The sequence below is a fragment of the Streptomyces cynarae genome (assembly GCF_025642135.1).
GTDB classification, from domain to species: Bacteria; Actinomycetota; Actinomycetes; order Streptomycetales; family Streptomycetaceae; genus Streptomyces; species Streptomyces cynarae.
Map to the genome: position 1 here is coordinate 6703455 of NZ_CP106793.1, position 19318 is coordinate 6722772.

At 71.7% G+C, this 19318-nt stretch carries 21 protein-coding genes and 1 pseudogene; 14 read left to right on the top strand and 8 right to left on the bottom strand.

The window, feature by feature from the left end; genetic code table 11:
* Position 1 precedes the first annotated feature (1 nt).
* The 3 genes from N8I84_RS30445 to N8I84_RS30455 are packed head-to-tail and all read left to right on the top strand — an operon-like array spanning position 2 to position 1350.
* A complete protein-coding gene (locus N8I84_RS30445) occupies positions 2-427 on the top strand; it encodes a roadblock/LC7 domain-containing protein (protein WP_103838841.1) in 426 nt (141 codons plus the stop codon).
* A 1-nt stretch (position 428) separates the two neighbouring features.
* On the top strand, positions 429-785 hold the full coding sequence (locus tag N8I84_RS30450) for a DUF742 domain-containing protein (protein ID WP_200418350.1): 357 nt from the start codon (positions 429-431) through the stop codon (positions 783-785).
* Positions 772-1350: a GTP-binding protein gene (locus N8I84_RS30455; RefSeq protein WP_263232612.1), complete on the top strand. Its 579-nt coding sequence runs from the start codon at positions 772-774 to the stop codon at positions 1348-1350. Before N8I84_RS30450 ends, N8I84_RS30455 begins: the two co-directional genes overlap by 14 nt.
* A gap of 31 nt (positions 1351-1381) precedes the next feature.
* On the opposite strand, the gene N8I84_RS30460 is transcribed toward N8I84_RS30455, so the two are convergent.
* Entirely contained in the window at positions 1382-2278 is an 897-nt protein-coding gene (locus tag N8I84_RS30460) for a polysaccharide deacetylase family protein (RefSeq protein WP_263232613.1), read from the bottom strand.
* A 443-nt stretch (positions 2279-2721) separates the two neighbouring features.
* On the opposite strand from N8I84_RS30460, the gene N8I84_RS30465 reads away from it, so the two are divergent.
* Both N8I84_RS30465 and N8I84_RS30470 read left to right on the top strand, forming a co-directional pair.
* Positions 2722-4089: a magnesium transporter MgtE N-terminal domain-containing protein gene (locus N8I84_RS30465; protein WP_263232614.1), complete on the top strand. Its 1368-nt coding sequence runs from the start codon at positions 2722-2724 to the stop codon at positions 4087-4089.
* On the top strand, positions 4086-5390 hold the full coding sequence (locus tag N8I84_RS30470) for an NRAMP family divalent metal transporter (protein ID WP_263232615.1): 1305 nt from the start codon (positions 4086-4088) through the stop codon (positions 5388-5390). Before N8I84_RS30465 ends, N8I84_RS30470 begins: the two co-directional genes overlap by 4 nt.
* 296 nt (positions 5391-5686) lie before the next feature.
* On the opposite strand, the gene N8I84_RS30475 is transcribed toward N8I84_RS30470, so the two are convergent.
* A complete protein-coding gene (locus tag N8I84_RS30475) occupies positions 5687-6694 on the bottom strand; it encodes a cytochrome c oxidase assembly protein (protein WP_263232616.1) in 1008 nt (335 codons plus the stop codon).
* Positions 6695-6892: 198 nt separating this feature from the next.
* Between N8I84_RS30475 and N8I84_RS30480 the strand changes: the two genes are divergently transcribed.
* The 4 genes from N8I84_RS30480 (at position 6893) to N8I84_RS30495 (ending at position 10515) form a co-directional block, all read left to right on the top strand.
* Positions 6893-8023, top strand: coding sequence for an ABC transporter ATP-binding protein (locus N8I84_RS30480; protein ID WP_263232617.1), 1131 nt, complete (start codon positions 6893-6895; stop codon positions 8021-8023).
* On the top strand, positions 8020-8730 hold the full coding sequence (locus tag N8I84_RS30485) for an ABC transporter permease (protein WP_263232618.1): 711 nt from the start codon (positions 8020-8022) through the stop codon (positions 8728-8730). Before N8I84_RS30480 ends, N8I84_RS30485 begins: the two co-directional genes overlap by 4 nt.
* Positions 8727-9395: an ABC transporter permease gene (locus N8I84_RS30490; protein WP_263232619.1), complete on the top strand. Its 669-nt coding sequence runs from the start codon at positions 8727-8729 to the stop codon at positions 9393-9395. Before N8I84_RS30485 ends, N8I84_RS30490 begins: the two co-directional genes overlap by 4 nt.
* A 157-nt stretch (positions 9396-9552) precedes the next feature.
* Complete coding sequence (locus N8I84_RS30495) at positions 9553-10515, top strand: ABC transporter substrate-binding protein (RefSeq protein WP_263232620.1); 963 nt, start codon at positions 9553-9555, stop codon at positions 10513-10515.
* A 174-nt stretch (positions 10516-10689) separates the two neighbouring features.
* On the opposite strand, the gene N8I84_RS30500 is transcribed toward N8I84_RS30495, so the two are convergent.
* From N8I84_RS30500 to N8I84_RS30510, 3 genes are all read right to left on the bottom strand, one after another.
* A complete protein-coding gene (locus tag N8I84_RS30500; RefSeq protein ID WP_263232621.1) occupies positions 10690-11505 on the bottom strand; it encodes an SAM-dependent methyltransferase in 816 nt (271 codons plus the stop codon).
* Positions 11506-11652: 147 nt separating this feature from the next.
* Complete coding sequence (locus N8I84_RS30505; protein ID WP_390899064.1) at positions 11653-11865, bottom strand: DUF397 domain-containing protein; 213 nt, start codon at positions 11863-11865, stop codon at positions 11653-11655.
* Positions 11866-11892: 27 nt separating this feature from the next.
* On the bottom strand, positions 11893-12768 hold the full coding sequence (locus N8I84_RS30510; protein ID WP_263232623.1) for a helix-turn-helix domain-containing protein: 876 nt from the start codon (positions 12766-12768) through the stop codon (positions 11893-11895).
* A 288-nt stretch (positions 12769-13056) separates the two neighbouring features.
* On the opposite strand from N8I84_RS30510, the gene N8I84_RS30515 reads away from it, so the two are divergent.
* The 3 genes from N8I84_RS30515 to N8I84_RS30525 all read left to right on the top strand — a co-directional run bounded on the left by N8I84_RS30515 (position 13057) and on the right by N8I84_RS30525 (position 15170).
* Positions 13057-13599 (top strand): ATP-binding protein, encoded by a 543-nt coding sequence (locus N8I84_RS30515; protein WP_263232624.1) that lies wholly within the window; start codon positions 13057-13059, stop codon positions 13597-13599.
* A gap of 106 nt (positions 13600-13705) precedes the next feature.
* The gene (locus N8I84_RS30520; RefSeq protein WP_390898964.1) at positions 13706-14188 is read left to right on the top strand and encodes a hypothetical protein; all 483 of its coding nucleotides are present in this window, start codon (positions 13706-13708) and stop codon (positions 14186-14188) included.
* A 178-nt stretch (positions 14189-14366) separates the two neighbouring features.
* On the top strand, positions 14367-15170 hold the full coding sequence (locus N8I84_RS30525; RefSeq protein ID WP_263234937.1) for a VOC family protein: 804 nt from the start codon (positions 14367-14369) through the stop codon (positions 15168-15170).
* Between the two features lie 119 nt (positions 15171-15289).
* On the opposite strand, the gene N8I84_RS30530 is transcribed toward N8I84_RS30525, so the two are convergent.
* Positions 15290-15709 (bottom strand): DUF6114 domain-containing protein, encoded by a 420-nt coding sequence (locus tag N8I84_RS30530; protein ID WP_263232625.1) that lies wholly within the window; start codon positions 15707-15709, stop codon positions 15290-15292.
* Positions 15706-16389, bottom strand: a complete 684-nt coding sequence (locus N8I84_RS30535) for a DUF6230 family protein (RefSeq protein WP_263232626.1) — start codon at positions 16387-16389, stop codon at positions 15706-15708. The genes N8I84_RS30530 and N8I84_RS30535 overlap by 4 nt, the downstream gene beginning before the upstream one ends.
* Before the next feature lie 639 nt (positions 16390-17028).
* On the opposite strand from N8I84_RS30535, the pseudogene N8I84_RS30540 reads away from it, so the two are divergent.
* A pseudogene (locus N8I84_RS30540) lies at positions 17029-17693 on the top strand (Tat pathway signal sequence domain protein).
* Here N8I84_RS30540 and N8I84_RS30545 read toward each other — a convergent pair.
* Positions 17686-18609 carry a lytic polysaccharide monooxygenase auxiliary activity family 9 protein gene (locus N8I84_RS30545; protein ID WP_313884307.1) on the bottom strand — a complete coding sequence of 308 codons (924 nt, stop codon included), beginning with the start codon at positions 18607-18609 and terminating at the stop codon, positions 17686-17688. The pseudogene N8I84_RS30540 and the gene N8I84_RS30545 overlap by 8 nt on opposite strands.
* A 186-nt stretch (positions 18610-18795) precedes the next feature.
* On the opposite strand from N8I84_RS30545, the gene N8I84_RS30550 reads away from it, so the two are divergent.
* Positions 18796-19317: a hypothetical protein gene (locus N8I84_RS30550; protein ID WP_263232627.1), complete on the top strand. Its 522-nt coding sequence runs from the start codon at positions 18796-18798 to the stop codon at positions 19315-19317.
* The last annotated feature ends 1 nt before the right edge of the window (position 19318 follow it).

Consider the following 19318-nt stretch of genomic DNA (forward strand, 5'->3'; position numbering starts at 1 on the left):
CATGACACGCTCCCCCGCCACGCACAGCCAGCTCGACCAGTTGCTCACCTCGCTCGTGGACCGGGTCGCCGGGGTCGCCCACGCGGTGGTGCTCTCCGAGGACGGACTGGTCGTCAGCCACTCCACCGGATTCGTCCGCGACGACGCCGAACGGCTCGCGGCGACCGCGTCCGGCCTGATGAGCCTCAGCAAGGGCGTCAGCATGGACTTCCGTGGCGGCCCGGTGCGCCAGGCGCTCATCGAGATGGCCCACAGCTATCTGATCCTCACCCAGGCGGGGCCCGGCGCCCACCTCGCCGTCCTCACCGGCCCGGGCGCCGACGTGGGAGTGGTGGCGTACCAGATGAACATGCTGGTGAAGAAGATCGGTGAGCACCTGAGTGCGGCACCGCGTGCGGGCGTCGGCGCGTCCGACAGCGGCGAGTGAGGTGAGCGGAGGCGACGCGGCGGGCCGGCTGGTCAGGCCGTTCACGCTGACCGGCGGACGGACCCGGCCCAGCCGCGCCGACTTCACCCTCATCACGACGGTGACGGCGGTGGACCCGCCGCCCGCGTGGGCGCCGCGGCTCCAGCCCGAACACGCGCGGATCCTGAAGCGGTGCGCGGAGCCGATCGCCGTGGCGGAGCTCGCGGCCCATCTCGATCTGCCGGTGAGCGTGGTCGTGATCATGCTGTGCGATCTGCTGGAGGCGGGCCGGATCACCATCCGCCCGCCGCACCCCGTCTCCCGGACTCCGGACCTTCAACTGCTGCAGAAAGTGAGGGACGGCCTTGGCCGGCTCTGACACCGCCACCCCTCCGGCGCCGGCCCCCGACACGGTGAAGATCCTCATCGCCGGGGGCTTCGGCGTCGGCAAGACCACCATGGTCGGGTCGGTCAGCGAGATCGTCCCGCTGCGCACCGAGGAACCGCTCACCACCGCCGGGCTGGACGTCGACGACCTCGTCGGCATCGAGGAGAAACGGGCCACCACCGTGGCCCTGGACTTCGGCCGCATCACGATCGGCCGGGACCTCGTGCTGTACCTCTTCGGCACGCCCGGTCAGCAGCGGTTCTGGTTCATGTGGAACGACCTGGCGATCGGCGCGCTCGGCGCCGTGGTCCTGATCGACGTCCGCCGCCCGGAGTCCAGCTTCGCCGCCATCGACTTCTTCGAACGCCGCGGCATCCCCTTCGTCGTCGCCGTCAACGGCTTCTACGGGCAGCACCCGTACCCGCCCGAGGAGATCAGGGAGGCCCTGGCACTGCCCGAGCACGTCCAGGTGCTGCTGTGCGACGCGCGGGAGCGCGAGTCGTGCCGGGACGTCCTCATCGCCCTGATCGACCAGTTGATCGCCTCGGTGGTGTGACACAGGGCCTGGGGAGGGCCCCGACGCTCCGTCAGGCCGACGCGTCCGACAGGCGGACGAAGGTGTGACCCCTCGCCAGCAGCCGCGGTACGGCGGCGGCGATGCCCGGGGCGGTGCCGCCCTCGGGGTGGTTCATGTGGCAGATGACGATGGAGCCGCCGGGCGCGGACCCGACGGTGGTGCGTACTTGCTCGGGAGTGAAGGTTGCGCCGCCGTCCCCGTTGACCGAGAAGCTCGCGAAGCGTTCCCCCAGGTCGGTGACGATCCGTGCCGCGACGTCGTCGCAGTACGCGGTGCCGGACCGGAAGAAGCGCGGCGGGGCGCCCAGCAGCCGGGTGAGCTCGGCCCGGTTGCCGGCGATCTCGTCGTAGACCTCTCCGGCGTCCCGGGTGCCGGGGATGCCGTAGGCGGAGCGCCCGGTGACGGACAGCGGGCGGTGCCGGGTGCCGTGGTTGGCGATCTCGAACAGCGGCTCGGCGGCCAGCCGGCGGAAGAGGGCCGGGTTGGCGTCGATCCAGCGGGAGTTGATGAAGAGGGTCGCCGGCACTTCCCGGCTGCGCAGGAAGTCGATCAGGGCCTTGTCGTAGCCGTTGCCGCCCGGGCCGCCGCAGGCGTCGAAGGTCAGCGCGATCTCACGCCTGCCCTTCGGCAGCGCGTGCACCACCCCCGGTGCCTCGAAGCCCCAGGTGTTCGGCACGGCATGACCGTAGCGGGCCACGATCTCGGCACGGGTCACCTCCGGTGCCGTCGCCGAAGGGGTGGGCGTCGGGGTGGCCGTGGCGTTCGGTGTGGCCGTGACGTTCGGGGCCGGCGCGCCGGGCGGGCCGGACGTGGGCGTCCCGCCGCTCGTCGCGCTCTTCCGGCCCGCGCATCCGGCGAGCACGCTGGACGCCATGGCGGCCAGCACGGCCCGGCGACCGGTCGTCATCCACACTCCCAGCTGGTCGAAAGGGCGGCGACGGACAGCCGCCGCACCACCGCAACCGTACGGGGCGGAAGATCCACGACCGGGAAGGCACCGGTAAGGGTTCCCCAACAATCCGGTCACGTCGCCCGGTGGCACGATGGCGGCGTCGTACCCTTGACCGGCCGCAAAGACGTTGCGCTCAGGGAGCTTCGAGCTGCGACGCCGGGACCGGGAGGAGGCGAGATGGACAGTAGTCCGGGCCATAGTCGGCCCCGTTCCGCGTTGTCCTGGTCGTCCTTCCGCGGCCCGGGGCAGCACATCCTTCCCCGCTGACCGCCCGGCGACTCGAGCCGGTGCCGCACGCGGCCCCGCCGGGCCGCGTGTTGTCGTGTGCGCACCAGCGGGAAGGCCGCTGCCACGGGCCGCCCGGTGCCCCGCCCCGACGGGGCGAGGGGGTGTTCCTCATGGCTGCCCACACTCTGCTCATGTCCACCGGCGCCCGGCTGCGTGACCGCCGGGTCCGTCTGGAGCGACGCGCCACCGCCTCCAAGGCGGTCCGCGGCTCGCTGGTCTCCCTGGCCGGACTGGTCGGCGGACCCGTCACCAATCAGGCCGGCGAGGAGGTCGGCCGCCTCGTGGACGTCGTCGCCCGGCTCTACGGGGCGGAGTCGTACCCGCCCGTCACCGGGCTGATCCTGCGCATCGGGCGGCGGCGCACCTTCCTGGCCGCCGACGCCATCGGCAAGGTGCACGCCGGGCACGTACGGCTGCGCGCCGCCCGAGTGGACCTGCGGGACTTCTCCCGCCGCCCCGGCGAGGCGCTGCTGGCCAGGGACGTCCTCGACCACCAACTGGTCGACGTGGACGGGGTCCAGGTCACGCGCGCGGCCGACCTGTACCTGGCACCGCTCGTCGACCGCGTCGTCCTGGTCGGGGTGGACGTCTCGCTGCCCACCCTGCTGCGCCGGCTGGGCCCGCGCCGCTGGCAGGCCCGCCCGACTCCCGAGCGGGTCCTGGACTGGCAGGCGGTGGCCCCGTTCGCCGAGGAGGCCACGGAGGGGCCGCCCGAGGTGCGGTTGCGTGCCTCCCGGACCGCGCTGCACCGGCTGCGCCCGGCCGACCTCGCCGACATCCTCGAGGACCTCGGCCGCGCCGAACGGCAGCAGCTGCTGGGCTGGCTGGAGCCCGAACAGGCCGCCGACGCACTGGAGGAGATGGAACCGGCCGAGCTGGAGGCCCTGCTGCGGGAGGCGCAGCCCGAGCACGCCGCCCGGCTGGTGGACGAGATGGAGCCGGACGAGGCGGCCGACGCGCTGCGCGACCTCACCCCGGAGGAGCGCGAGTCACTGCTCACCCGTATGCCGGACGACCGGTCCGCGGAGCTGCGCCGACTGCTGGCGCACCGGGAGGGCACCGCGGGCGGCGCCATGACCACCCTGCTGATCATCGTCCACCGGGACGCGACCGTGGCCGAGGTGCGGGCCCGGCTGGCCGAGCAGGCCGAGCACCGTACCGAGATCGACGCCGTCGCCGTCGTGGACGACGAGGGCCGGCTGCTGTGCGACATGGCGCTGTTCGACCTGGCGGTGGCCGAGGACGCGGCCCCGGTGGCCGATCTGGTCGCCTGGCGGGCCCAGTTCGGTCCTCCGGTCACCGTGCGCGCGGACACACCGCTGTCCGAGGCCGCCGACCAACTGGTCGCCGCCCGCGCCTCCTCGCTGCTGGTGGTCGACGACACCGACCGTCCCCTCGGCCGGATCCTGGCCGACGACCTGCTCGACGCCCTGCTGCCCGAACGCGGGCGCGTGCACTTCAGGAGGTTCCTCCAGTGACCCGCGACCTTCATACGTCTTCGGCGACCAAGGCACCGGGCACCACCGGCGCACCCGCCGCCCGCTCCACGGGGTGGCGCCGCCTGACCATGGTCGCCGCGATCGCGGGCCCCGGGCTGGTCGCGGCCAACGCCGGCAACGACGCGGCCGGGATCGCCACCTACGCCTCGGCCGGCTCCCAGTTCGCCTACGGCACCTTGTTCTTCATGGTCCTGGTGACCGTCGCCCTGGTGATGGTGCAGGAGATGGCCGTCCGCCTCGGCGCGTACACCGGCAAGGGCCTCGGCGCCCTGATCCGCGAACAGTTCAGCCTGCGCCTGACCGCGCTCGCCGTGTTCTGCCTGCTGCTGGCCAACACGGGTCTGGTCGTCAGCGAGTTCGCGGGCATCGGCGCCGCCTTCGAACTGCTGGGGGTGCCCAAGTGGGCGGTCATCCCGCCGGCCGCGATCCTGCTGTGGGCGCTGGTGCTGTTCGGCTCCTACCACTGGGCCGAACGCATCTTCCTGATCATGTCGCTGGCGTTCTTCGCCTATCCGGTCGCGATGATCCTCGGCCACCCCGACTGGGCGGCGGTCGGCCGCCACCTCGTCGTCCCGCACGTCGAGCCGAGCAAGGACTTCATCCTGCTCGCGGTCGCCCTGATCGGCACCACGGTCAGCCCCTACATGCAGTTCTACGCCGCCGCCGGTGTCGTCGACCGCGGCGCCAAACCCGCCGACTACCCGCTGATCCGCGCCGACGCCGTTCTCGGCGCGGTGTTCGCCTGTGTCATCAGCCTGACCATCATCATCGCCACCGCCGCCGCCATCGGCGGAACCGGCCCGCTGAACTCCGCCGCCCAGGCCGCCGAGGCGCTGAAACCCGTCGCGGGACAGAACGCCGAACTGCTGTTCGCGTTGGGCCTCATCGGTGCCTCCGCGCTCGCCGGAGCCGTCGTCCCGCTGTCGGCCAGCTACGCCATCGGTGAGGCCGTCGGCGCGGAACGCTCCGTCTCGCGCAGCTTCCGCGACGCCCCGCTCTTCCTCGGCCTGTTCACCGCCCAGATCGTCCTGGGCGCCACTCTGGCCATGACCCCGATCGACGTCATCCGGCTGCTGATCGGCACGCAGGTCCTGCAGGGCCTGATCAGCCCGGTCGTCCTGGTCTACCTGCTGGTGCTGACCAACCGCCGCACCGTGCTCGGCCCGGCCGCCAACGGACCCCGCTACCGCATCGCCGCCACCGCGGTGGTCGTCGGCGTGGCCACCATGTCCACGATCCTGCTCGGGCAGACCGTCCTCGGCTGGTTCGGGCTGGGCTAGGGCCTCACGTTCGGATCATGTCGGGCTCGCGGGGCCTGGCACGCACTCCCTCACTGCCTTGACGGCGTGGGGGCACCCCCAGCGGCGTTGTCGTCACTCGCCGACTCCGCCACGCTCGAACACGCTCGCGCGGGGGGACCCCCATCGCGTCGCCCGCCGCGGTAGCGGCTGATGTCACAGCCTCCTCCGCCTTGCAGCTGCACGCTTCCCCACGCTCGAACGAGCTCGCGCGGGGGCACCCCCATGGCCCCGCTCCCTGATCCGGCCTGATCCGAACGAAAGACCCTGGGAACGTGTCAGCCGTGCTGCCGGCGGATGCGCTGGGCCACCTCGTTGTCCTCCGTCTCCCACCAGGGGCGCACGCGGTCCTCGTCGGCCGTCTGCCCGGGGGCGGGGGCCGCGGGGACCAGCTCCGTCTCCAGGCGGCGGTCCAGCGCGACGGTCTGGGCGCGTTCGGTGCGCGCCCACTGCACCAGGATCGCGAGCAGGAAGGGCAGCGCCACCAGCTCGGCGATGCTGATCATCGCGCCGCCGCCGAGCTGCTGGTCGTGGTGCACGTCCGGATCCCACGGCGGGGCGTGGTGCAGGTACCAGGCACCGGCGATCAGCGTGCCGTGGGTCATCACCACGATCCCCGGTACGGCGTCGATGATCCCGTCCACGAACACCAGCGCCGCGCGCACCGGGTGGGTGCACCAGGCGGGCAGCGCCCCCTCGTGGGTGAGGACCGGGACGACGAACAGGGTCCCGGCCAGCAGCAGGTGGAGATACATCAGCTCGTGCAGCCAGCCGAGGCGCAGGGCGGTCGCGAAGTACGGCGTGAAGTACACCGTCAGCTCGGTGGCGAGCACCAGGGCCGTGCTGACCAGGGGGAAGGTGAGCAGCCGCACCACCCGCCCGGTCATCGCCCGCCGCACCCGCCCCGAGGCATGCTCGGGCAGGGCGCGGACCGCCAGATGCAGCGGGTCGCCCAGCGCCAGGCCGAGGGGAGCGATCAGGTCGAGCAGGACGTTCTGCACCGCGGCGGGCCAGAACAGCGCGTGGTCGTACACCGCGAGCGCGGACATGGTCGCCACGACGAGCGTGCCGAGGCCCAGCAGCGCGAAAGTGACGGTGCGGGCCAGGGGCCAGCGCTCGCCCCGGCGCCTCAGCCTCCAGACGCCCCAGCCGTAGAGCGTGCCGAGGAGGAGGACCAGGAGGAGCGCCGGGACGTCGAGGTGCCACGAGGACAGCAGCCGTCCCGTGGTGAGCTGCGGCAGGCTCGCCGTCGTCATGGCCATCTCGTTCAGCGGCATGCCGGTCATGCTCTCCCTCGCCTGCGGATTTGCGCAAACCCGCAAGTCAAGGGTTCACCTCGATCCGGCTCCGGCGACTGCCCACAGGTCCTGTCGCACGCGCCACGGTGCCGCAACACACGCCGTCTAAACTCTCCCCGCAACGGCCCGCACGACATCGGCCGAGTTGAGGCCGCTCTCCGCCACACCCGAAGGGCATTCGGCGTTTTGATACGGATAGATTCAGTAACGAAGCGGTATCCGGACGGCACGGTGGCGGTCGACAGGCTGTCTCTGGAGATACCGGACCACTCGATCACCGTCCTCGTCGGCCCCTCGGGCTGCGGCAAGACCACGACCCTGCGCATGATCAACCGGATGGTCGAGCCGAGCGAGGGCACGATCACCCTCGACGGCGTCGACATCGGCGAGCAGCCGGTCAACGTCCTGCGCCGGTCCATGGGCTACGTGATCCAGAACGCCGGGCTCTTTCCGCACCGCACCATCGTCGACAACATCGCCACCGTGCCCCGCCTGCTCGGCTGGAGCAAGGACCGCGCCCGCGACCGGGCCCGGGAGCTGATGGAACGGGTCGGGCTCGACGCCTCCCTCGCCAAGCGGTACCCCTACCAGCTCTCCGGCGGACAGCAGCAGCGCGTCGGCGTGGCCCGGGCACTCGCCGCCGACCCGCCGGTGCTGCTGATGGACGAGCCGTTCTCCGCCGTCGACCCGATCGTCCGCAAGGGCCTGCAGGAGGAACTGCTCAGGATCCAGGGAGAGCTGGGCAAGACCATCGTCTTCGTCACCCATGACATCGACGAGGCGATCCGGCTCGGCACCATGGTCGCCGTCCTGCGCACCGGCGGCCGGCTCGCCCAGTTCGCGCCGCCCGCCGAACTGCTGTCGTCCCCCGCCGACGCCTTCGTGGAGGACTTCCTCGGCACGGACCGCGGCATCCGGCGGCTGTCGTTCTTCACCTCCGAGACCCTTCAGCTGCTCAAGACCCCGATCGTCGCCGTCGACTCCACCGCCGAGCAGATCGCCTCCCACGCCACGCCCGAGGTGCCGTACCTGCTGGTCACCGACCTCGACGGCAGACCGCTCGGCTGGAGCGAGCCGGGCGAACTGACCGCCGGGGACATCGCGCCGGAGCGGCTGCTGCCGTACGGGCGGCCGTTCGCCCACGGCAAGGACTCGCTGCGCGCCGCGCTCGACGGCGCCGTGCTCTCGCCCACCGGGTGGGCCGTCGCGGTGGACGACGGCGGCCGGGTGGTCGGCGTGGCCTCGCAGGCCACCATCGGCGAGGCGATCCGCAGCGCCCACGCCGAGGGCCTCAGCGACACGAAGGTCGCCGGATGAACGGGTTCTTCGACATCCCGAGCGACCTCCAGCACAGCTGGCTGGGGCTGATCGGACTGCACCTGAGGGAGGCCCTGCTGCCGGTCCTCGCCGGCCTGGTCGCCGCCCTGCCGATCGCCCAGCTGTGCGTCCGCTTCCGCTGGCTGTACCCGCCCGTGCTCGGTGTGACGACGGTCCTGTACGCCATCCCGTCGCTGGCGTTCTTCGTCGTGCTCATCGACTACACCGGCCAGAGCGAGCTCACCGTGATGATCCCGCTGGCCGTGTACAGCCTGGTGGTGCTGGTACCGGCGATCGTGGACGGTGTCCGCTCGGTGCCGCAGGAGACGCTGGCGGCGGCCACCGCCATGGGCATCGGGCCCGTACGGCGCTATCTCCAGGTGCAGTTGCCGATCGCCGCGCCCGCCATCCTGGCCGGCCTCAGGGTCGCCACCGTCTCCAGCATCAGCCTGGTCAGCGTCGGCGCCCTCATCGGCAACCAGGGTGCGCTCGGCAACCTCCTCGCCGACGCGATGTTCTACCACCGGCCCGTCCTCGCGGTGAACTCGGTGGTCACCACGGCCGTCCTCGCGATCCTCGTCGACGCCCTCCTCGTCCTGGTACGCGTCCTGCTGACGCCATGGATGCCACGCGGCACCGGCAGGAGGCGCAAGGCCGCCGCACGGCCCGAACCGTCCGCACTCGCCCTTAAGGACGCGCCCCGGTGAACGTCCTCAACTTCGTCAACGCGTTCTTCAGCGACAGCGCCCACTGGCACGGCTACGACGGCATCCCGCAACGCCTGCTCGAACACATCCAGTACTCCCTGACGGCCCTTGCCATCGCCGCCGCCATCGGGCTGCCGGTGGGTCTGCTCACCGGCCACACCGGGCGCGGCGGCAACGTCCTCGCGTTCGTCGCCACCGCCGCCCGCGCACTGCCCAGCTTCGGTCTGCTGGTCCTGATGTTCGTGCTGCTCGGCCTCGGGCTGCTGCCGGTCATGATCCCGCTGGTGGTGCTGGCCGTGCCGCCGATCCTGGTGACCACGTACGAGGCCGTGCGCTCCGTCGACCCCTCACCGGTGGACGCCGCGCGGGGCATGGGCATGAGCGAGCCCAGGATCCTCTTCCAGGTCGAGGTGCCCGTGGCGCTGCCGCTGATCCTCAGCGGTCTGCGCTCGGCGGCCATCCAGATCGTCTCGACGGCCACCATCGCCGCGTACGTCAGCCTCGGCGGCCTCGGCCGCTACATCGTGGACGGGCTCTACCAGCGGGACTACGAGAAGGTCGTGGGCGGGGCCACCCTGGTGGCCGTGCTGGCGCTCGCCACGCTCACGGTGTTCTGGGCCGTGTCGCGGACCGCGGTGTCGCCGGGAGTGCGCAGGAGCGCGTGAACGACACGCGGCAACCGCCCACTCATCGAGGCCGATCGGTGACCCGGCTGCTCTTGACTGACCGAGAACGAGCTGGATTGGATCAGTGGAGTGCGGTGAGCCGCACCAGCACAGCACAGCACGCCCAGCCCCAACCCATCGGCCCGGAACGGGAACCGTGACTTCTACAGCGAACGCCAGCACGTCCAGCAGGAGACTCCCCGGCGCGGCCACCGTCGCCCTCGCCGCCACGGCGGCACTGCTCGCGGGGTGTTCCTCGTCCTCCGACACCAAGTCCGACAACCCGCTCCAGGGCGGCAAGGCGAGCGGCGACTCGGTCGTCGTCGGCTCCAACAACTTCTCCGAGAGCATCCTGCTCGCCGACGTCTACGGCGAGGCCCTGAAGGCCAAGGGCGTCAAGGTCACCTACAAGCCCAACATCGGCAGCCGAGAGACGACGTACGGCCTGCTGAAGAACGGCTCGATCACCGTCCTGCCCGAGTACAACGGCGCGCTGCTGGCCTACCTCGACAAGAAGGCGGCCCCGAAGACGGTCGCCGCCACCACGGCCGCCATCAACGCCGAGCTGGACTCCAAGCTGACGCTCCTGGAACCGGCGCCCGCGCAGGACAAGGACTCCGTCACCGTCAACCAGGACACGGCGAAGAAGTACAACCTCACCGAGAAGTCCTCCATCGCCGACCTCAAGGACGTCGCCAAGGACCTGGTGATGGGCGCGTCGCCGGAGTTCCAGACCAGGCAGCAGGGCCTGCTCGGCCTGAAGAGCGTCTACGGCCTGGAGTTCAAGTCCTTCAAGGCGCTGGACGCGGGCGGCCCGCTCACCCAGGCGGCGCTGAAGAAGAACACCGTGCAGGCGGCCGACATCTTCACGACGGACCCGACCATCACCAAGGAGAAGTTCGTCGTCCTGCAGGACCCGAAGAACCTCTTCGGGTTCGAGAACGTGCAGCCGCTCGTCTACAAGAGCGGGCTCGACCAGAAGGGCGTCGACGCGCTCAACGCGGTCTCGGCCAAACTCGACACCGCGGCCCTGCTCGCAATGGACACCCAGGTGCAGCTCCAGAACAAGGACCCGCTCGACGTCGCCAAGGCCTGGCTGAAGTCGGTCGGCCTGGACTGACGTCCACACCGCGGACACCACCGCGGACGGACCGACGCGGGTGCCCGCGCCCTTCGGGGCGGCAGGCACCCGCGTCGTCACTCCTGGCCGTGCTCGCGGAGTTGCAGCCGCACGGCCTCGACACGGAGCGCGGGGCCGTGGGCTACGGCTCGACAGGGGGCGCTGGGTCGTGGGCTACGGCTTGCGGGCGATCGCCCCGTACATCGCGATGTCCTCGTCCCGAATACCCTGTTCCCCCGTGCCGTCCGGGTGCCACTTGTGCACCTGGACGATCCCCGGCTCGACCAACTGAAGCCCCTCGAAGAACTCGTGGGCCTCCTCGATCGTCCGCAGCCGCATCGGCATGTTGCGGGCCGCGTACTCCCGTGCCACCCGGCCCACCTCCTCGGGCGCGAACTCGGCGGTCCCGATGGTCATCGCCAGGTAGCTTCCGGACGGCAGCGGTTCGAGCAACCGCCGTACGATCCCCACCGCGTCGTCCTCGTCCAGGATGAAGTGGACGATCGCGATGACCGTGAGGGCGACCGGCCTGCCGAGATCCAGGGTCTCCCGGAACTCCGGGGCACCCAGGATGGCCTCGGGGTCGCGGAAGTCGGCCTCGATGTACGACGTCTTCCCCTCCGGCGCGCTGGCCAGCAGCCCCTGGGACAGGGTGAGCACGATGGGGTCGTTGTCGACGTACACGACCCGCGACTGGGGCGCCACCGACTGGGCGATCTCGTGCAGGTTGGGGGAGGTGGGGATGCCGGTGCCGATGTCCAGGAACTGGCGTATGCCCGCCTCCTCGGCGAGCCAGCGCACCGCCCGGTTCATCCAGTCCCGGTTGGCACGCATGTGAACGGGCAGGGCGGGCCACTCCCGTGCCATGGCGTCGCCCGCCTCCTTGTCGGCGGGGTAGTAGTCCTTGCCGCCCAGGATGTAGTCGTAGATGCGCGCCGAGTGCGCGCTCTCGGTGTCGATGCGGTCGGCCGGCCATCCGTTGTCGGGCAACGCCGTCTCCTGTTCCAAGTCGCGGTCGTGGGGTCTCGGTCGTGGGGTCTCGGTCGTGGGGTGGAGAGGAAGGCTCTGCTGAGACGCAGAGACGAACACACAGGTCCCAGAGACAAAAGAGGATCGGCAGCGGCGGGCGGCCGCGCGTCACAGCAGGAAGTCGGCCTCGCCCGCCTTCACGCTCGCCAGGAAGCCCGCCATCTCGGTGTGGCTGAGCACCAGCGCCGGGCCGTCGGGGTCCGTGGACTGCCGCAGGGCCACGCTGCCGTCGGCCAGTTTCTTCGCCTCCACGCAGGCGCCGCCCGCGTCGTCGCTCCAGGGCTTGGACCAGCCGCGGGCACCGAGGGCGTGCGACGGCATACAGGTGCGTATCGGGTCCTGCACTTCTCACAACTCCTTGCGGATCGCGCCGAGGACGGCCTCGGTCTTCTTCGCGGGCGCGGACTGTGCGCCCAACCGGTCCAGGGCCTCGCGGTAGACCACGACGTCGTCCGCCTTGTCCAGGTAGACGGCGCCCACGAGACCGCTCAGATAGACGATGTCCGGCAGCTCGGGCGCCCGGAACCGGAAGAGGTGGAACGCACCGGCGCGCATGGCCGGGTGCGGGCCGTTGCTGAACGGCATGACCTGCAAGGTGACATGGGGGAGGGCGTTCATCGCGATCAGATGGTCGATCTGGGCGCGCATCACCTTCGGGCCGCCGACCGGCCAGCGCAGCACCGTCTCGTCCATGACCACCCACACGCGCGGCGGCGAGGGCCGCGACAGCAGCTCCTGGCGCCGCATGCGCAGTGCCACCCGGCGCTCGGTCGCCTCGGTGGGGGCGTGCGGGTTGCCGGCGCTCAGCAGGGCGCGCGCGTAGTCCTCCGTCTGCAGCAGGCCGGGCACGAACTCGGCCTCGTACGCGCGGATCTGAAGGGCCGCCTGCTCCAGGCTGAGGTACGCGGCGAACCAGTCCGGCAGCACATCGCGGTAGGTGTGCCACCAGCCGCGCTTGTTGGCCTCACGGACCGACTTCAGGAACGTGTCGATCTCCTGCTGGTCCGTGATGCCGTACGTCTGCAGCAGCTTCTCGACGTCCGCGATCCGCAGCCGGGCCACCTTGGCGGCCTCCATGCGGCGGATCGTGGAGTGGCTGACCCCGATCGCATCGGCGGCCTGCTCATACGTCAGACCGGCCCGTGTGCGCAGCTCTTCCAACTGCCGACCGAGGATCATGCGCAGAACGGTGGGGGCGCCGCCCCAGTCGGTTTCCGCGGTCACGCCTACCCCCTCGCACGGGATGCACGGTCGCAGTCTGTCACGATCTTCCGTCGACCGGAGCAGGATGCACCTCACGAATTGCAATTTTCAACTTGCCGGTTGCGGGCCGTTGTTGCCGGATGCCACAGTGTTCATACCGCCCTAAGACGGTGAACCATGGTGCTCAACAGCTCAGTTGGGGGAGACGGGGCTGCTTCGGTGCCTGCGGCGCGAGGTGCGCGGATCGCGCCGTGGCCGGAAGGCGGTGGGTACCGGCCAGGTCCCCAGGCAGACGAAAGGCGAACGGCGATGGCTCCGCCCTCCCTCCCCCAGTCCGTGGGCCGCCTGCCCGCGGGCGCGGCACAACCGAGAACCGGTGTCTTCGACCTCCCGGCGGTCCCCGCCGCCGTGGGCCTGGCCCGCACAAGCGTCCGGCGGCTGCTCGGCCGCTGGGGCACCGGGGACTGCACGACCGACAACGCCGTGCTGGTGACCTCGGAGCTGGTCACCAATGCGGTCAAGCACAGTGCCGGCGACCGGATCGTCTGCCGGATCCTCACCGATGGCCACCGGTTGCGCATCGAGGTCGAGGACGAGAACCGCGGCGGCACGCTCCCGACCCGGCGCCGGCCCGGGCCGGACGACCAGGGCGGCCGCGGGCTGATGCTGGTCGGCATGCTCAGCGGCGACTGGGGCGTGCGGGACGCCCCGGACGGCTCCGGCCGCATCGTCTGGGCCGACCTGGCACCGGAACCCGGCGAGACCGTCGCCAGCGACCCGCCCCCGCTCCAGCACCCCCTCAGGCCCGACCCCCACCCGGCCGCCCAAGCCGAAGGGGCGCGCCGGTGCTGAGAGGTCGATCGTGCGGAGGCCCGACGAAGGCGGGCTGAGCACGGTCGGCCTCTCGGCACCGGCTCAGGCGCCCCGGAGGCAAATGATCAACAAGGATCCCCATCGCATGGAACGACCGCCCGTCTTCGACCCGCTGTCCCGTCCGGCTCCTTCCCCGTCCCCGCACATGTCCCTCCCGCCCGAACCGCCCGCCCGCCTGCCCCTCCCCGGGGAGCTGACCGCCCCCCTCGGGTACGACGCCGTTGGCATACCCGGGGCCCACGGCGAACGGATCATGAAAGGCCTGCCCCGCGTAGGCTGCGTCTTCGCCGATGACCTGCGCTGGTGGTGGATCGTTCCCTCGGGCTCCGACATAGGAGTCACCTGGCCGCCGACGACGAGCTACGCCGTCGACGCGCGCGTGGGGCCGGGCGCGGCTACGGACGCACGCCGCCGCGACCCCTCCTGGAGCGGCCCCCGCCCCGGCCGGCCCCGGCTGATCCACCGACCGGACGGTGACTCTCCGTACACGCCTCCCATACCGCTGTACTTCCTCGCCTGCCGCCTGGCCGGCAGCACCCCGCACTGGTCGCTGGGTGTGGGCGCCTGAGGCCGTTCCGGGCCTCAGGCGCCCCGGCTCGGGATGAAACCCGGCGTTCGGTGGCGCATCCTTGCAAGGGTGCGATCGGGGTACCCGGAGGCCCTGAGCGAACGACGCAGGAGGTGCCCGGCGCCGGCTCAGGCGCCCCGAAGGCGGAGTCGTGGAAAACGTACCGGGCGGTGTGGTCATGGAGAAGAACGAGACACGTGGCAAGGGGGAAGTAACCAGTCACTCGGTGTTCGGCGCACCGTGCTGGGTGAGTCTGGCCACCCGCGACCTGGAGGGCGCGGAGGAGTTCTACCAGGCCGTCTTCGGCTGGAAGTGGCGGCCCAACAGCCTCGGTGACCGGTTCCGCGTGGCGCTCGCGGACGGGGTGCCCGTCGCCGGGATCGCCGCCGTGGCCTCGATGTGGCAGATGGCCGTGGCCTGGACCGTGTACTTCGCGGTCGACAGCGCCGACGACGCCGCGGCCCGCTGCCGGGAGCGCGGCGGGACCACGGCCGTGGGACCGCTCGCCCTCCCGCCGGGCCGGGCGGCCCTGCTCGCGGACCGCGACGGGGCCGTGTTCGGCATCTGGGAGGGCCCGCTCATCACGGACTGGGAGGAGTGGCGCGCCGCCGCGCCCACCTTCATAAGGCTGCACACGCGCGACGCCTTCGACGCCGCCATCTTCTACGGCGAGGTCCTGGAGTGGGCCGCCGCGCGCCCCGGCTGCTGCGAGGTGCACTACGACGGCGACGAGGTCGTGCTGCGCAGCAGCCAAGTGGTGATCGCGCGGATCCACTCGGGGGCGGTGGAGGCGGCGCCCGATCCCACGATCCGCCCGCACTGGCAGATCCACTTCACGGTCGACGACGTCACCGCCTGCGTCCTGGCGGCCCGTGCGCACGGCGGGTCCGTGCTGCAGTGGGAGGAGGGCGCCGGCGAGGCGGTGCTGGCCGACCCGGACGGCGCGCGCTTCACGGTGACCGCGAGGCAGCGGGAACGCTGACCGGCGGCCGTGCGGGGGGCGCCGGCTCGGGGTACGGCCTCGGCGGGCGGGATCCGGAGGGGAGCCCCGTTGTGGTGTGGGGCCGGGGCGATCGCCCGCCCGCCGAGGGGCGCGCGGGGTCAGGACACGGCCGGGCCGGCGGTGCGGGCCCGATCGCGACGGCGGCGCAGCACGCCCCGGCGCGGCTCCTGGTCCGGCAGCCAGCCGAAGGCCAGACAGCTGCCCACCGCGCCCAGCAGCAGGCCGATCAGGAAGCCGCCCAGGTTGGACGTGAGCCAGGTGCCCAGCGACGTCAGGATGCCGATGAGCGAGTAGAACAGGCGCTGGGTGGGGTTGAAGAGGACCAGCAGACCGCACAGCACCATCACGGTCGGCAGCAGATACCCCGCTACGCCCTGCATGCCGATGTGCATGACCACCTTCAGCGACGCCTTCTCGGTGAGGAGGATCTCCGCCCCGCCCAGGGCGAGCAGCAGCCCGCCCCAGAAGGGCCGGTTCGCCCGCCACCGCCGGAAGGCGGCCCTCGGCCCGTTCGTCATGAGGGGCAGTCCGAGTCGCTGAAGCTGAGCTTGAGCCCCGGGAGCTTGAAGGTGCCCGCCGTGGTGGCGTAGTTGGTCTGCCGCAGGTTGGCGATGTGCACGGTGTCGGACTGCTGGCTGAAGACACCGTGGGGCCCCTTCACGCCTGCCTTGTTCAGCGTGCCGGCGTCGTTGCCGATCTCGATGTTGGTGAAGTCGGCGTCGCCGGTCAGCTGGGTCGAGTCGGTGGTCAGATCGCTGGCGACGACCTTGTCCTTGCCGCCGCCCGCGGTGATCTTCAGATATGAGCCGCCGAGGTCGACGCTCTGGCACAGCCTGGTGAGCGTCGCGTTCTTGATCACGGAGGTGACGACCGCCACCTCGTCACCGACGGTCTCCCTCAGCGGGTTGTCCTTGTCCAGCGTGTCGAGGCCGCCGAACTGCTCGAAGCCGGTGCCGTTCAGGTCGGTGGCGGTGACCGTGAAGGCCATACCGGAGATCGCGAACTGCACGCCCAGTGCTCCCTGGGCGGTCATGATCGCGAGTCCTGCGGCGATCGCGGTGGCAGGCACCGCCATCACCGCGGCGCGGCGCAGGCGGACACGCCCGCGTCTTGCGGAGGACCCTTCGGCGGCGGAACCGCTTTCCGGGGGCTCGGGGGCGGAACCGGGGGACGCCGTGGCGTCCGAGGACGAGGCCATGTCTGCTCCTGGGCATGGTCAATGCGAGTAGGGCTTCACTGGCACGGTGTCCTGGCGCGGACAGCGGCTGCCGCGTACGCCTCCTCACACCTCCCGGCGTGTGCAAGGGCTTGCTCGTGGTGCGGCAGTGGCCACCAACGAAGTTACCGGGGGTTACACCCAGCGGTCAAGGGAGTTGTGGCAGAAGCGTGTTGATTGTGTGGCGCCGGTGATCAGTCCGGTGACCGGCGCAGTCACCGGCCCCTCCGGTGCGGTGGTCACGACCTGCGCCCTCGCGTACCGGCACGCCAACTTGTGTCCGTCGTATTGACGTTGACGAACAATCAGGTCTACAACATCCCGTGTTTTCGCGGATCCGTGGCGCCGGATCCGTCGCTCGGCGCACGTCGCCCTCCCGGCCCCTGTCCCTTCCGGGGCGTGTGGTGACGCCTCCGCACACGCGGTGCGCCGCACGGATCCTTCACATCCACCAGCGATCCGGTCATCCCTCCGCGTCACCGGCACGTCCGCTTTCCCCCTGTCCACGGACCGCCCCCGGTGGCCCGGCCGCCGCTGCCGTCCCGTCACGTACGGAGAAGGCGTGACGGGACGGCAGCGGACCCACCCCGCACAGCCCCCCACTTCGGAAAGAGGCACCCCATGCGTACCACCCGATCCCTGCTCGCCGTCGCGGCGCCGCCGCGGCCCTCGCCGTGGCCACGTCGTCCCCCGCGTCCGCGGACGGCGCGGTGCTCACCACCGGCGGCGCGGGCGGCACCGCCGTCGCCGTCGGCGACGTCCTCAACGCGTCGCTGGCGAGCGGCACCACGGCCACGCTCTACTCCAGCGCCACCGGCACCAGCGGTGTCTCGTGCACCTCGTCGACGTTCACCGCCACCGTCACCGACAACCCGGCGGCCCCCGGCACCGCCACCGAGTCGCTCACCGGCCACAGCTTCGACAGCAGCAGCTGCACCAGCAACGTCACCGGCGTCCTCGGCGTCAGCAGCATCACCGTCGACAACCTGCCCTACACGACCACGGTCGCCTCCGACGGCACCGTGACCGTCACCCCGGCCGCCGGCTCCACCATCCAGACCACGGTCAAGCTGCGCACCCTGCTCGGCTCCATCACCTGCGTCTACCAGGCGCCGAGCCTGACCGGCACGGCGAACAACACCGACAACAGCATCGCCTTCACCAGCCAGCACTTCACCAAGACCTCCGGCTCGTCGCTGTGCTTCGCCAACGGCTACTTCACGGCGAAGTACGCCCCGGTCACCGACACCAGCCAGGCCGGCAGCCCGGTTGTCTCCGTCAACTGACGGCCCACGGCCGCCTCCGGTCTCCGGCGGGACCGGGGGCGGCCGTCTCATCCGCGTCGGCGGCGCAGCACGACGAGCGCGGCGCCCCCAGGAGCAGCGCGACCGCCGCGGCGCCGGCCGTCGGCAGCGGCACCGAGGGGCCACGGTCCTTACGGGGCGCTGTGGCCGCAGCCGGGGTGCCGGGTACGGTCGTCGCCGGGGCGCCGGACGCGGCGGTCGCCGGGGCGCTCGGCGGCGGTGTCGGCGTGCCGCTCGGCCTGTCCTTGCCCGTGCCGGTGCCCGAGGCGCCGGACGCGGCGAACACCACGTCGGAGCACGAGTAGTAGGTGTCCGTCGTGCTCGAGTTCTGCCAGATCGTGAACAGGACGTGGCGCCCCGAGCGGTCCGCCGGAAGCGTCGCCCTGATCCGGTAGGCACCGTTCCGCAGCGGCGGGTCCGTGACCTCCGCGAACGGCTTCGCCGGAAGGTCGGACCAGGTCAGCGGTTTCGCGGGATCGTAGCCTCGTGTGGTCAGGAACAGCTTGAACGTGCCCGTGTGCGGGATCGTCGAGCTGTACGTCATCGTCAGCGTGGCCCCGGGCGTGAGCCGGGTCGACGGCCAGTCGGAGCGCGCCAGGTCCAGGCCCTTGTACGCGGGCAGCCCTCCGCTGCACAGCCGGCCGTCGGGGATCAGCTGCCGGTCCCTGCCGTTCACGTCCGCCACCCGCAGGTTGTCCCAGGCCGTGAACGGGGCGCCGTTCGCCGCGATCGCCGCCCGGCACGCGGCGGTCCGCGCCTGTTCGCCGCCCTCCGGTGAGCACGCGACCACCCGGCTGACCGGATCCGTGGGCGCGCCGTGGGCGAGGGCCGGGGTCGCTGGCAGCAGCGTGGCCGCCACGGCGACGGCGGCCGCGGCGACGGGGCGGTGAGCGGGCATCCGGGGTCTCCATGCGCGTCGGGTCCGGCGGGCGCTTGGTGCGCATCGAGGAGTACGGGGATGCGACGGCGCCTGTTCAGACGTACGGCGCCCGTGCCGGCCCGACCGGCGGCGCGAGGGAGGGAGGGTGGACGCGCCGGTTAGCGTAGGCGCATGGCAACGGGAAGCGCCCCAGGAGCGGTTGACGTGAAATGTCCGGGCTGCGGCTCGGCCGCCGTGCTGGCGGTCCCCGAGGTCTGCGCCGATCACGCGTCCATGCGCGAAGGACTCGCCGACCGGTTGGCGCGGTCGCCGGGCGCGCCGTCACGGTTCGACAGTTGTGTGCACTTCCTGGAGGGCATGCTGATGGTCGGCGTCGGTGTCGCCCTCGCCTACAGCGGCGTAGCCCACCACCAGCCGCTCTACACCGCCGGCGGATCGCTCCTCGCCGTCCTGCTGCTGGTCGGGACGGTCGTCGTGGTCCGGCGCGAGACCCGCGAACGCGCCTTCGTCACCGCCGGCGAGGCCCGCGCCGAGGCACTGTGGCGACCGGCGTACCACTGCGCCGGGTGCGCGTCGGTGTTCTGCCCCGGCGGCAGTCCGTGGCAGGGTCTGCTGACGCCGGAGCAGTTCAAGAAGTTCGTGTGGACCGAGGCCGGCTACGACAAGCAGCTCGAGGAGCGGTTCACGGACGTGGACCTGCCGCCCGGGATCCCCGCTGGCCCCTGAG

Coding starts and splice junctions, on each gene's coding strand:
- N8I84_RS30445 (WP_103838841.1), top strand. CDS start 2: ATGACACGCTCCCCCGCCACGCACAGCCAGCTCGACCAGTTGCTCACC.
- N8I84_RS30460 (WP_263232613.1), bottom strand. CDS start 2,278: ATGACGACCGGTCGCCGGGCCGTGCTGGCCGCCATGGCGTCCAGCGTG.
- N8I84_RS30465 (WP_263232614.1), top strand. CDS start 2,722: ATGGCTGCCCACACTCTGCTCATGTCCACCGGCGCCCGGCTGCGTGAC.
- N8I84_RS30475 (WP_263232616.1), bottom strand. CDS start 6,694: ATGACCGGCATGCCGCTGAACGAGATGGCCATGACGACGGCGAGCCTG.
- N8I84_RS30485 (WP_263232618.1), top strand. CDS start 8,020: ATGAACGGGTTCTTCGACATCCCGAGCGACCTCCAGCACAGCTGGCTG.
- N8I84_RS30505 (WP_390899064.1), bottom strand. CDS start 11,865: ATGCCGTCGCACGCCCTCGGTGCCCGCGGCTGGTCCAAGCCCTGGAGC.
- N8I84_RS30515 (WP_263232624.1), top strand. CDS start 13,057: ATGGCTCCGCCCTCCCTCCCCCAGTCCGTGGGCCGCCTGCCCGCGGGC.
- N8I84_RS30520 (WP_390898964.1), top strand. CDS start 13,706: ATGGAACGACCGCCCGTCTTCGACCCGCTGTCCCGTCCGGCTCCTTCC.
- N8I84_RS30525 (WP_263234937.1), top strand. CDS start 14,367: ATGGAGAAGAACGAGACACGTGGCAAGGGGGAAGTAACCAGTCACTCG.
- N8I84_RS30530 (WP_263232625.1), bottom strand. CDS start 15,709: ATGACGAACGGGCCGAGGGCCGCCTTCCGGCGGTGGCGGGCGAACCGG.
- N8I84_RS30535 (WP_263232626.1), bottom strand. CDS start 16,389: ATGGCCTCGTCCTCGGACGCCACGGCGTCCCCCGGTTCCGCCCCCGAG.
- N8I84_RS30545 (WP_313884307.1), bottom strand. CDS start 18,609: ATGCCCGCTCACCGCCCCGTCGCCGCGGCCGCCGTCGCCGTGGCGGCC.